At 67.8% G+C, this 12,435-nt stretch carries 11 protein-coding genes and 1 pseudogene; 9 read left to right on the plus strand and 3 right to left on the minus strand.

Going from position 1 to position 12,435, the window contains the following annotated elements; genetic code table 11:
* The first annotated feature begins 127 nt into the window (after positions 1-127).
* The 4 genes from CG719_RS24110 (at position 128) to CG719_RS36685 (ending at position 4,727) form a co-directional block, all read left to right on the plus strand.
* Entirely contained in the window at positions 128-1,495 is a 1,368-nt protein-coding gene (locus CG719_RS24110; protein WP_234375733.1) for an SMI1/KNR4 family protein, read from the plus strand.
* Positions 1,496-1,825: 330 nt separating this feature from the next.
* Entirely contained in the window at positions 1,826-2,719 is an 894-nt protein-coding gene (locus tag CG719_RS24115) for a hypothetical protein (protein ID WP_234375734.1), read from the plus strand.
* Positions 2,720-3,134: 415 nt separating this feature from the next.
* On the plus strand, positions 3,135-3,797 hold the full coding sequence (locus CG719_RS36680; RefSeq protein WP_234375735.1) for a transposase family protein: 663 nt from the start codon (positions 3,135-3,137) through the stop codon (positions 3,795-3,797).
* A 27-nt stretch (positions 3,798-3,824) separates the two neighbouring features.
* A complete protein-coding gene (locus tag CG719_RS36685) occupies positions 3,825-4,727 on the plus strand; it encodes a transposase (protein ID WP_234375736.1) in 903 nt (300 codons plus the stop codon).
* A gap of 39 nt (positions 4,728-4,766) precedes the next feature.
* Here the strand turns inward: CG719_RS36685 and CG719_RS24125 are convergent, their stop codons facing one another.
* Both CG719_RS24125 and CG719_RS24130 read right to left on the minus strand, forming a co-directional pair.
* Positions 4,767-5,249 (minus strand): Imm21 family immunity protein, encoded by a 483-nt coding sequence (locus CG719_RS24125; protein ID WP_100570788.1) that lies wholly within the window; start codon positions 5,247-5,249, stop codon positions 4,767-4,769.
* Between the two features lie 80 nt (positions 5,250-5,329).
* Positions 5,330-7,242, minus strand: a pseudogene (locus CG719_RS24130) (DUF4158 domain-containing protein); the annotation flags it as partial.
* Between the two features lie 337 nt (positions 7,243-7,579).
* Between CG719_RS24130 and CG719_RS36695 the strand changes: the two are divergent.
* The 5 genes from CG719_RS36695 (at position 7,580) to CG719_RS24150 (ending at position 11,539) form a co-directional block, all read left to right on the plus strand.
* Positions 7,580-7,783, plus strand: a complete 204-nt coding sequence (locus CG719_RS36695; RefSeq protein WP_234375738.1) for a hypothetical protein — start codon at positions 7,580-7,582, stop codon at positions 7,781-7,783.
* The gene (locus CG719_RS24135) at positions 7,755-8,717 is read left to right on the plus strand and encodes a tyrosine-type recombinase/integrase (RefSeq protein WP_234375739.1); all 963 of its coding nucleotides are present in this window, start codon (positions 7,755-7,757) and stop codon (positions 8,715-8,717) included. The genes CG719_RS36695 and CG719_RS24135 overlap by 29 nt, the downstream gene beginning before the upstream one ends.
* Positions 8,717-9,043, plus strand: a complete 327-nt coding sequence (locus tag CG719_RS24140; RefSeq protein WP_100570789.1) for a helix-turn-helix domain-containing protein — start codon at positions 8,717-8,719, stop codon at positions 9,041-9,043. The genes CG719_RS24135 and CG719_RS24140 overlap by 1 nt, the downstream gene beginning before the upstream one ends.
* 269 nt (positions 9,044-9,312) lie before the next feature.
* The gene (locus CG719_RS24145; RefSeq protein ID WP_159024945.1) at positions 9,313-10,530 is read left to right on the plus strand and encodes a hypothetical protein; all 1,218 of its coding nucleotides are present in this window, start codon (positions 9,313-9,315) and stop codon (positions 10,528-10,530) included.
* Between the two features lie 115 nt (positions 10,531-10,645).
* Positions 10,646-11,539, plus strand: coding sequence for an inositol monophosphatase family protein (locus CG719_RS24150; protein WP_234375740.1), 894 nt, complete (start codon positions 10,646-10,648; stop codon positions 11,537-11,539).
* A gap of 436 nt (positions 11,540-11,975) precedes the next feature.
* Here the strand turns inward: CG719_RS24150 and CG719_RS24155 are convergent, their stop codons facing one another.
* Positions 11,976-12,386: an alpha/beta fold hydrolase gene (locus CG719_RS24155; protein WP_234375741.1), complete on the minus strand. Its 411-nt coding sequence runs from the start codon at positions 12,384-12,386 to the stop codon at positions 11,976-11,978.
* Between the last annotated feature and the right edge of the window lie 49 nt (positions 12,387-12,435).

A 12,435-nucleotide genomic window follows, 5' to 3' on the forward strand; every position in this document is an offset into this window, starting at 1 on the left:
CGCCGGACCAAACGCCCGGATCAGGTGGGAGCCCGTACACCACTTCCCAGGACGCAACCCCCCTCCGGCCACATCCATTGTCACTGGCTCCGCGTACGGTCTGCGCATGATTGATCGGAGACCCCCCTTGTCATCGGTACACGATTTCGCGACCTGGGAGCCCGTACTGCGGCTCCTGCTGGCCGGCGACACGGAGAGGCGTGCTGCCCGCTCCGCCCGTGTGGCGGGACGCATCAGCCGCTCCGGCTGGAGTCTGACCCTGCCGGGACGTATGTCATCGACAGAGCGGATCGCAGTGGAGGACATACAGCGGGCACTCGCGCGTGGCAGAGTTGAGGAGATCGCGTTCAGTGCGGAGGTCCAACCGGACGGAAGCACCACGCTCGGCCTGGTCTGGCCCAGCCCGGTCGTGGAAGCCGCCGTCGGCTACCCGGACCTGGGGGTACTCGTCCTGGCCGACGGCTCCCTTCCCGAGCCCTGGCGCCGCCTCCCCGATCCGGTGCCCGGGGCGATGCCCGCCCCCTCGGCGGACCTGGGGTTGCTGGATCGGACGCTCCGCGAGCGTTTGCCCGACGCCATCGGCGCGACGGAGGGGGAGATCGCTGCCGCCGAAGCGCGCCTCGGCGTCACGCTGCCCGACGAGCTCAAGGTGGTCTACCGGGTGACACGGGCACGATGGGAGGACTGGGGCGACGACTACGAAGCGGCGGACCGTGTCACTACGGCGGTCGGCTGCGAGCTCTCCGCCCTGGACGACCTGTACGGCGTCGATGCGGCGGCCCGTCACTCCCGCTGGGGTTTGTCGGCGACGAAGGCGGTCAGCACCCCGCCCGACGCCGCGGTGCAGGGCCTGGCCGGCTCACCCGGCTGGATCGTCTTCGGGGGCAACGGCGGCGACGAGCTGGCGGTCGATCTGACGCCCGGCCCGGGCGGACACCTCGGGCAGGTCATCCTCGTCGACCACGAGCAGAGCCTCGGCGCCGAACTCATAGCTGACTCCCTCACCGACTTCGTTCTGGGCCGGGTGAGGGAAGAACGCCGTGACCGCCGCGGCGACCAGCTTCCGGTCGTGGCCAGGGTCGGCAGCGGAAGCCTTGAGACCATCCAGGCCGCCGCTCACCCCGCCCTGGAAGTCCTGTCCATCGGTGTGTGGGACGGTACGCCGTTCAGCCTCGCCCCTGTCACCGGACTGCCTCGCCTGCGCACCCTCACCGCTTTCCCCGGCACGCTGACCGATCCCATGGAGGTCGCCGGGCTCGCCGGACTGGAGTTCCTGGAACTCGGCGTGCAGGAATGGCGCGTTCTCCTGGACGCCGGAGCCGTCCCCCGCACCTTGTCGGCCGCAGCCATCAAGGTGCGTGACCAGGACCACCTCCCCGTCGTGGCCATCGCCAACGAGATCCTGGCCCTCTGGGGCCGGCCTCAGATCGTTCAGACGCTCCTCGAAGGAGATCTCGGTCCCGCGGCACAACCGGTGGGCTGGCTTTGTAGGTGAGTATCAAGAACATCTGTCTCTCAGCGGTGAGAACGTCTCGTTCCACGGGAAAGTGATGTCGCCGAGTTACGAGAACACCTGGGTACCTGCTTCGGGACCGTGACTGTGCTCTACGCGCCGAGGGGGACCGGGGGCTGCCGAAGTCCAATGTGTGGCCGGCCCTCGCCGACGGCTCGGAGGCAGTGCAGCGGGAGGTAAGGGCAGGACCGTCGGCTGTCGGCGGCGGGGGCTAGGGTCGGTGGCGTTCGACCACCAGTAGCAGGAGGCCCCATGCCATCAGGGCACACACAGCAGGACAGTGCTCAAGCCCGGCGGACCGGGCCGCGGCCGTTGGCGCCTATCCCCTTCGAGGTCGAGGCGGCCTTTCCGGAGCTGACCGGTACGGTCCGCGAGGTCACCCTCCTTTACCCCCGGGCCGGGCAGCCGGGCCCGGATGACAGCTCCATCGGCGGGCCGCTGCTGTGGCCGGCCGACGAGCCCTGGCCGATGTGCGCCGAACCAGACCACTACAAGCCGCTCAGCGCGCCCGTCGGGCCCGAGCCGGTCGCGATGGTCCCGGTGGTCCAGCTGTACGCACGGAACGTGCCCGACCTCGTCTTCCCCGCTGGTACCGACCTGTTGCAGATCCTGTGGTGCCCGCTCGTTCACGAGGACGACCAGTACGCAGCTAACCCCCGGCTCTACTGGCGCAGCTCGGCGCTGATAGCCGCTGGCGCCACTGCCGGCGAACCGCCTCGCCCGCACACCGCGGAGGGGGACTACCTGCCGCGTCCTTGCACGGTGTCCCCCACACCGGCTGTGGAGTACCCGAACTGGGACCTGCCGGAAGGGCTCGGCGAACTGCTCGACGAGCGGTTCGAGGCCTTGAAGGATGAACGGGGCTACGACTACTTCGAGGTGGCCACCACGCAGCAGAGCAAGGTCGGCGGCTACCCGGGATGGACCCAGCCGCCCGACTGGCCCGACTGCGCGGGTTGCGGCACCCGCATGGAACACCTACTCAGTGTCACCGCGACCGAGCCGGGCATGGGCCGTTGGCTCCCCCTGGACGACCGGGACCCCCGCCAGGACGGGGACGCGACCCCGTCCTGGCGGGCCGAGGCGGATCCCGGCGCCCTCGTCGCGTTCGGGCACGGCATGGACCTCGGCGACCTCGGCGGCATGTATTTCTTCGTCTGCCGCATCTGTCCGGACACCCCGTATACCCACCGCTACGACTGCTGAGCCCGGCCCGGTCGGCTCAGGTGGTCGCGACGAGGATGCCGGTGCCTTGATGGCAGTTTTCGGATCGATCTGGGAGCCCACGGTGCCGGTGGGGCGGACGTTGCAGGCCCGGACTCCCCTGGTGGATGCGTCGCATCGGTGTTCGGCCTCCTGGCTGTTTCTGCTTCTGGCCGACATTCCCGGCCCTCTGGGGCAGGAACCGCTGCCAACACTCGCCAACATCCGTTCCTACATTTCTCGGTTCTGGCACAGATCTTGGGGAGTCGTCGCAGAGCGTTACTCCGACGTTCGATTGCGAGGAGTTGGGTTCGTGTGAGACCGCGTACGCCTTGTCGTCCGGCAGTTGGAAGTGACGCTCCCTCAGATGTCTGCTGGCCGCTGCTGCGGTCGGTTGTGGGCGGTGATGGTGTTGGTCATGCAGACCGATGCACCGTTCTGGGACTCGCTGGTTTTCGAGGGGATCGACGAGGTGGAGATCGAGGCGGTTTCGGCCGCGTTCGGCACGGTCGAGGTGGTGGCGAGGGGCCGGGACGCAGGCTCTGCATGTCCGGACTGCGGCCGCTTCTCGGACCGGGTCCACGACCGTTATCAGCGGAGGCTGAAGGACCTTCCTCTGGCTGACCAGGGCTTTGTGATCCGGCTGACGGTCCGGCGTTTCATCTGCGGGGCGGCGGACTGTCCGCGCCGGACGTTCTCCGAGCCGTTCTCGCGGCTGGCCGCCTCGTACGCACGGTTCACCACGCGGCTCAACCATGCCCTGGAGCGAGTGGGGCTCGCGCTGGCCGGGCGGGCCGGCGCCCGGCTGGCGAGCCAGCTGGGCTTCAGCGCCGGACGGATGACCTTGTTACGCAGGGTCATGGCCTTGCCCGATCCACAGTTCAGCACTCCGCGGGTGCTGGGTGTGGACGACTTCGCGATCCGTCGTGGTCAGACCTACTCCACCGTCTTGACCAGCGTCGAAGACCATCACGTGGTCGATGTGCTGCCGACGCGTGAAGCCGGGCCGCTGGCCGCGTGGCTGGTCCGTCACCCCGGTGTGGAGATCATCTGCCGGGACCGGGCCGGCGCCTACGCCTAGGGTGCCCGGCGCGGTGCCCCTGATGCCTTGCAGGTCGCTGACCGGTTCCATCTGTGGCAGGGCCTCGGCCGGGCCGTGGAGACCTGCGTCGGCGCCCACCGCGAGTGCTTGCGCAACCCGTCGCCCAACGGCATGTTGCCGGAGGCCACCGGAGGGGATTCCGATCAGCCGCAGGACGACTCGGAGCCCGTCGGCCGGCGGGCCGAGCGGAAGAAGGCCTCACATGCCCTGGTCCACGAGCTGCTCGCCCAGGGTCACTCACGCCGGGCGATTGCCCGGCACCTGGGCTGGGGTCTCAACACCGTGCTCCGGTATGCGAACGCCGCCCGCTGGCAGGACACCTTCCGCGAGAACCGGCCCCGGCCCAGCAGACTGGACCCCTACAAGACCTACTTGGAGCGGCGATTCGCCGAGGGATGTACCAGCGTCACCCAACTGCACGGCGAGCTGGTAGCCGAGCAGGCTCCTGTCACCTACGGCATGGTCCGCGCGCACATCGCCACTTTGCGCGGGGCTCCGTCCACTGCACCACCACGGCCGCCGACGGTGCGGCAGGTGACCGGCTGGCTCACCCGACACCCCACGACCTTGGCCGAGGAAGACCACGCCGGCCTGAAGGATGTCCTGGCACGCTGCCCGGAACTGGACGCGGCCGCCGGGCATGTCCGCGACTTCGGCGAGATACTCACGGGCCGCCTCGGCGCCATGCTCCCTGCCTGGATCCACGCAGTCGACGCCAGTCAACTACCCGGACTCACCGGCTTCGCACTCCACCTGCTGCGGGACCTCGACGCCGTGATAGCCGGCCTCACCCTGGACTGGAGTTCCGGCAGTATCGAAGGCGCCGTGAACCGCATCAAGAAGATTAAAAGGCAGCTCTACGGGCGAGCCGGATTCGAACTCCTACGCAAGATGATCCTGCTTCAGTGACCTCAGCAGCGACTTCCCACGATCTTTACGAACGTCGGGTCAGGCCAGCGCGACAAATCGGTGGACACGAAAGGACGTCAGGTCATTGGGTTCGATGCTTGTCGAGTCCACCCGGTAGCGGCCGGCGGCGAGTTCGAGAGTCGTGCTGTCAGCGAGTGTCCCGACCTCAGTGCCGAAGTAGGCGGCGTCGAACATGACGAGCTCGCCCGTGGTGCTCAGTACGGGTCCTTCCTCCCACTCGGCGTTGGCAAGCCCAGCCCGAATGATGTCGGCGACACCTTCCTCGCTCTCTGCGTAGTACCAGCGGACGAGGACTCGGTGCGCGGGAAGGTAGGCGGTGGAGAGAGGTTCGTCCCCGAGAACCAGCGCCTCGGCTCCGTCAGGCAGTGCGAGGACTCCGGCGAAATCCATCACCTCGCAAGCTCGGTCGTAGTCGCCCTCCGTTCCCGACCAGTGCGACAGCGAGGTGCGTGGAACCACGATGAACGGGCCGCCCTCCGTCTCCAGCCACGTCAACGACATGCCGCCTCCAGCTTCAGGATCTCTGTTCCGTGGCGACAGCGTATGTGCCAGGTCGGACAAACCTCATGCCTGTGGTGGTCAATACGGGTCCTGCCGTCGCCCAGGTGCACGAAGGCATTCAGGAACCTGGTCCAAGCGTGCACCTCGAACAGCAGGTCCGGCAGGTCGATCTTCGGGAGCATCTTCTCGACCCGCTTGCGCAGCCAGTCCAGCGACTTCGGCTCGCCCAGCGCGTGGAGCTTCTCCACGTTCAGCTTCGCGCGTCCGTTGGGCTGTACCTCGATACTGATCTTCGCGTCGGCGCCGGCCTCTTCGAGGCGCTCGGCCATCTGCTTCCACATCGCGTCCAGCGCCTCGATCAGCTCCCCCAGGTGCTGATCGGCATTCTCGTCGAGGCTCAATCCCGCCAGGACGTCCTCGCGCACCGCCTCCCAGCCCTTGCCCTGAAGCAGGCGGGCGCGCGGATCGGACCAGCGGTGCGAGGGGGAGGCGAAGACATCGCGGCGCTTCAGCGCGCGGAACAGCTGCTCCAGCACGCACACCACGTACGCGTCGCGGTCCACCGCTCCCTCCGGCAGGTCCGCGTTCGCGTACACCGCCTTGCGCCAGTGCGGCGGCACCAGCTTGTCGTCGATCTCGCGCGGCAGCAGCGGCTTCTCGCTCACCTTCCGCCGCGACAGGGCCGGGAGCCGCTTCACCCCGGTCAGGACGCGCATCCCGCCGGTCGCCGCGCCGAGCGCCGAGGTCTCGCCCAGCAACGACAGGAAGGGCTTGACGGTGTTGTAGCGCAGCGCCAGCGCCCCGCGCAGCGCGGTCTCGGCCGTGTCGTCGTCCTCCGGCACCAGGCTCACCACCGTGGCGGCCGCGCTGGAGAGCGCTGCCCGGGGCGCGACCTCCTCCAGCGCCGCCACGTCGACATCGCAGCCGGTCTCCTCGATGAGCTCCAGCTCCTCGATGACCACCTTCGAGACTCTGGCCGTGATCCGTGCCGCCTTCTCCAGCTGTGGCAGAGTCGAGAGGCGATGTTTGTCCGTGGACCGCTTCGCGGTGCTGATCAGCCGAGTAACCATCAGGATCTCGAACAGGTCGAGCGCGTCGTCGATCGCCTTCGCCTCCAGGTGGCGCATCACCGCGGTGAGCATCGCGGTGCGCTTGGGCTCACTGGTCCGCTCCAGCTTCGGCGCCTTGGTGCCCAGCCCGGACCGGGCCAGGGCGGAGAGCCGGTTCGGCGGGACTTTGTCCAGTTTCACCCGCCCCAGCTGGAAAGCGGCGATGTCATCGACCCGCTGCAACGCGGCCTTCATCGCGGTGCCCGTGGTCCGCGTCGGTGGCCGGCGCATCCGCTCCAGCTCGGAATACCGTTTGCCCTCCGGCGTCTTCAGCGTGGCCACCAGGTCCCCGGGCAGCGCCGCATCCGCCCGCCGGGCCGCCTTGGCGACAGTGACGTGCAGCCGCCTGTCCGCGATGGTGCGGACCTCGGCGACCTGCCGGGCCAGCACGCTCACCCCCGGAAGCAGCACCCGGTGCCGGCGCAGCCAGCCCACCGCGTGATCGAACAGCGCCTTCGGCCCCTCCGCGTGAGCCGTCCACGCCCGCCCATGCAGGAACGCCGGAACTTCCGCCCCTGCTCGTGGTTCTCGTACAGGTGGTAGCCGTACGCGTCGCGGATCTCCCACGCATGTTCGTACGGCGTCGGCTTGCGCTCGGTATACCGCTTGATCTGGGAGACGTCCTTGATCCCCAACTGCTCGGCCAGATGCTCGACGACGGGCCACGGCACGTCGAGCGGGTCCTCCAGGAACAGCCCGATGTACCTCACCGTGCACATCTGAAGAGCGAATCCGAGGCGACTGTGGTCACCGCGCCGCTTCGCGATCAGCTTCCGGTCCTCGTCATCAAGGAAGAAGAAGCGCTCCAGCTCAGGCCTCGTCGGCTCCTCGGCAAACTTCCCGTACGCCTCAGCCTGCTCATCAGTCAGAAACTCCACCGGCATGCGGCGGACCGTAGCCACGTCCCACCAGTGATCGAGGATCTTCTGCCGAACCCCCGCACGGAACCGATCACCTGTGCTAGACGACCAAGATCAAGTGCTTAGCGTTAATGGCTGTACCGATGGTCCAAGGGCCGTGAGTTGCATCTGCTGCGAGAACTCGCCCTCGTGGGTGAGGAGACTCGCGAACAGGCCCTTTCTGGGTGATCGTCGAGTCGGCGGGCAGGTGGACCTCGGTACCAACGTGTTCTGACAGGTGCCGTGACCTGGTCCTACCTCGCTCGTTCTCATTTGACGAACGATTCGTTCGCTCTACTCGGGGCATGTTGGGGGGCTGGTGGTGGGCGGTTCGTCGTGGAACGTGCCCGGTGCGGCACCGTCGTTGTTCGTGGTGGGCGGTACGCCGCTGCTGCACCCGGAAGCACAGGTGTTCGAGACGATGCTCGCGGGCTGGCGCGATCAGCAGCTGGCCCGGAACCTCGCCAAGAGCAACGATCGAGGATCGAGTGGCAGCGGTGCGCCGCTTTCAGCGGTACACCAATGAGTGGCCGTGGACCTGGCGGCCACAGGATGTCGAGGAGTTCACCGCGCACCTGCGCAGCGACGGCCAGGCCCGGGCGCAGTCGACCATCCGCAGCTACCAGGGCCATGTGCGGTTGTTCCTGGAGTATGCGGCCGACCCGCGGTATCAGTGGACGGCCGTCAGCGAGCGGTTGTTCGGCACCCACCCGGCGCAGGTGTTCTTTGAGTGGAACACCGCTGTCCACGCCGCCGACTACGAGGGACGGCCCGGACGCCGCGCCTTGACGAAGGTGGAACTCCAACGGCTTTTCAACTACGCGGACGACCAGGTGGCCGCCGCCAGGACCTCGGGGCGTAAAGGCTGGCTGACCGCCATGCGCGATGCGGCGGCCTTGAAGGCAACCTACGCCTGGGGGCTGCGGCGCCGTGAAGTCATCAAACTGGAGCTCGCCGACTTCGGCCGCAACCCGCATGCTCCCGAGTTCGGGGACCTGGGCGTCGTCTATGTCCGCTGGGGCAAGGCGTCCAAGGGCTCGGCGCCCAAGCGCCGCAGCGTCCTGACCGTCTTTCCCTGGTCGGTGAAGGTCATGCAGCAGTGGCTCGACGGTTACCGGGAGCTGTTCGACACGGCTGCGGGTAGCACGGCTCTGTGGCCGAGCGAGCGTTCCCGGCAGCTGGACATGGGCGCTCTGGGCGACCGTTTCGCCGCCTACCGGGACGCGCTGGGCCTGCCCGCCGAACTCAGCCTGCACTGCCTGCGGCACTCCTACGTGACGCACCTGATCGAGGCTGGCTACGACCCGTTGTTCGTCCAGCAACAGGTCGGGCATTCCTACGCCTCTACCACCTCGCTCTACACCTCGGTGTCCTCCGACTTCCGCACCCGCACCCTGCGCCGAGTGCTCGACGGAACGATCGGCAGGACGCTCGGAGTCACCGGCAGGCAGGGCATCTGATGGTCCGACGGCTGAGCTATCACTGGCATCTGCGGCGCATCATGGCCGCGCACAACATCTGGAAGACCACGGAGCTGATCCCGCTCCTGCGCGACCGAGGCATCAACCTGTCCACGGCCCAGGTCTATCGCCTGGTCACCGACCGGCCGGAGCGCCTGTCGCTGCCAGTGCTCGCAGCGCTCTGCGACATCCTCAACTGCTCGCCCGCGGATCTGATCGAGCCCTACGTCGAGGCCGACCGACGCAAGCGCACGGCGGATGAGGCCACCGTGATCGACCTCAAGCCGGACTTTCGACCTGAGCGGGCTCGCATCCTGGAGGACTGACCGTGCCCCGGCCACGTAAGTACGTCTCCGATCCCGGCCTCTGGCCTGCCTGCGTCCGGTGTGGCAACTGCTACCCCAAGCCGACCTGCTGGCCAGAAGGCATCGTCTGCCGCTACTGCGTCCGAGCCGCACGCACCCGGCAGGGCACCTGCGCCTGCTGCAGCCACCAGGGCATTCTGCCCGGAATCGACTCGGCCGGCCGGTTCCTCTGCGTCCGCTGCTGCGATGTCCCTTGGGACGTCCGCTGCAAGCGCTGCGGTGACGAAGCCATGACCACCGATCAGTCGATCTGCTGGCGCTGTCTGCTCACAGTCAGGGTCAGTACCGTTCCTGCGGGCCCGGACGGCGCCATACCCGAGTCTTTGCAGCCGCTGGCCCAGGCCATCGTCGGCATGCCTCGCCCCAACACCGGGTGCACCTGGATCAGTCAGAACCCGCGCGTCCGGGAACTGCTGCGTGGCCTGGCCGACGGCAGCATCGCCCTCAGTCACGAGGCGTTGGACGGCCTGCCTCCGACACGGACGGTCGAGTACCTGCGCGGTCTGCTGGTCACCCACGGCTGCCTGCCCCAACGCGACGAGCACCTCGCGGCCTTCGACCGCTGGCTCACCCCGAAACTCGATGCGATCAGTGATCCCGAGCAGCGCCGCCTCATCGAGCGCTACAGCCGCTGGCACCTGAAGCGGCGGCTACGGGACCAGGCCCGCACCGCGCCTGTGACCGCCGGCGCATTCCTTCGCGCCAAGCAGCACATCACCGTCGCCACCCAGTTCCTGAACTGGCTTGGAATCCGAGGCCGTCGACTCGGCGAGTGCACTCAGTACGATATCGACGCATGGTTCGGCAACGGCACCACGACCCGTCAGTACGCCAACCTCCTCTACTGGGCCATCAGACAGCGTCTCGTCCGCAACATCACCCTGCCCCTGCCGACAAGCCGCTCCAGCCCCCTGGCCAGCGAGGAAGAACACCTCAACGCTTTGCGGACGCTCCTTCTCCACGACACGCTGCCCGCCGCCCACCGGGCCATCGGGCTGATACTCATACTCTTCGGTCAGCCGCTCTCGCGGATTGTGAAACTCCGCACCGATCAAGTGCGCGACACCCCTGACGGGCTCCAAGTCGCCTTCGGCTCAGACTGGTTGAGCGTGCCGGAACCGGCGGCAGTCGTGATCCGTGTTCACCTGACGGCCCGCCCCGGCCTTAACACCGCCGCAAACCCGACCTCCGAGCTGCTGTTCCCGGGTTTCATGCCCGGCCGTCCCATGCACGTCTATGCCGCCGCGAGCATCCTCCGCGCGATCGGTATCCGGCCTCTCGCCGCCCGTTCGCGCACCTGGCTCCAGATGGTCCGCGAGGCTCCGCCGTCCGTCCTCGCGGACACCCTGGGCATCAGCGCTGCCACCGCGATGCGCTACGCGGAACGTGCCGGCACCGACTTCCTCGCCTACGCGCCACTTCCCTCGAAAGAACAACGCACCATCTGACAGGGATCCTCGGCAACCCGACTCGCGCATCGGCTGAAGAACGGAGACCGCCCAGAGGAACGCCTCCGACCGGCCAGTGGCGACCGGGTCCCGGAACGCTGCTCTGCCCAGGAAGGTGACCAAGCAAGACCGGTCAGGCAGACTGCAACTCATGCCAGACTCAGCAGACTTGACGTTTGCCCATCATCTCGCCGATCAGGCAGCCAGCATCGGCCACCAGCATTGGAGAGCGGACGAGAGAGCAGTACAGATCAAGGGTGATGGAAGCCCCGTCAGCGCCGCTGACCTGGAAATCGAAGAAGCGCTGCTCCGCCGCATCCACGAGCAGTACCCCGACGACGCAATCGTCGGTGAGGAGTCCGGCGCCCACGGCCAGGGCCGTCGCCGCTGGATCATCGACGCCATCGACGGCACGGCAAGCTTCCTAGCCGGGGATCCCGAATGGAGCACCTTGATCGCGCTGGAGGACGACGGCCGCATCACCCTCGGCATGGTCTCCGCTCCCGCGCTGGGCCGCCGCTGGTGGGCACTGCCGAGCCACGGTGCGTGGACCAAACCACTTCCAGCCCACCCGTCCGACCCGACCCAACCGCTGAGAATCAGCGAGGGCGGCAACGCTGCCGAGTCCGCCCTCGGGATCTGGCCGCCCCCGACCAGGCTGAACAAGGCCCACCGCGCTGTTGCCGCGGCACTGGCCGCCCGCACCGCGCGCACCACCCCGACACTCGAATGGTCCAACGCGGATCACACCGCACCCCTGCCCAAGAAACCGTCCACAGGATCCGGCACCTGCCACGGCGCCCTCCTCGTGGCAACAGGTCAGCTCGACGCCTTCCTCCTACTAGGAGCCGGTCCGTGGGACATCGCGGCCCTGATTCCGATCGTCCAGGAGGCCGGGGGTGTCTTCAGCGACCTCTCAGGCCAGCAGCGCACCGACACCGGAGCCGCACTGTTCGCCCGCCCTGGACTTCACGACCAACTGCTCGACATCGCCGCATCAGCGCGGTGACCTGAGAACTCATCGATGTTGATCGATGCACGAGCAGGAGAACTCACCCCTCTCGAATAGCCATCCTTACCACCACCACGGCCGGTGGCGGCAGGACTGCTGTCCTCTTTCTCCTGTTCAGTGCCCGGCGGCGCGCCCCCAGGCCCTTTGAAAGGGGCGGACTCGATTCAACGAACGACGAACGCAGTCGCCATGGGGCAGAGCAGCCCGGATGCAGCAGTCGTCGGCCGGCCTGACCTCAGGCTCCTATTGGCTGAGGAGCTGCGAGTTGGGTATGAAACGAGTCCTGTCTTTTGGGTCAACGATGTCGTCGAGGCCGGTGAAGTAAAACGAAGCCGTCATGCCGGTCACCACGTCGAGGATGAACTGGCTACATGACACTGGAGAGGCTTCCCGAAGGGGGCCGCGCCCTTCGTTGAGGAAGACGGTCCATTTCTCAGGCTCGGCAGCGGGCTGCACCAACCAGGACCGCGCCCAGGGCGCGCTCGGGATTGCGGCCGGCCCAATGGGCTGCGACGACCGCCCCGTAGGACCATCCCACGACAAGGGCCCGGTCCACTCCCCTGGCGGCGAGAACGGCGTCGACATCGCGGACGGCGGCCTGGAAGGAATAGTCCGCCGAACGCTCGGATCTGCCGCGTGCCTGCTCATCGTAGGTGATGTGCCGCCATGCGGCCCCCAGCTCGGCGGTGACCCGCCGCCAGTAACCCTGGGTGGCGAACTGGCCGTTGCGGTAGACGACCGGGGCGCCGGGACCGCCGGTGTCCATGACGGCCAGGGCCGCGTCCTCCACCGGCACCATGCCGGCCCACTTCGGACGGGTCGCGGGAGTGCTGTTGCTCGTCACGTGTTCCCCCTTTGGTCGCGTGAGGCATCCGGTACAGCAGGGTCAGGGC

The sequence above is a fragment of the Streptomyces sp. CB01373 genome, from assembly GCF_002803075.1.
Taxonomy (GTDB): Bacteria; Actinomycetota; Actinomycetes; order Streptomycetales; family Streptomycetaceae; genus Streptomyces.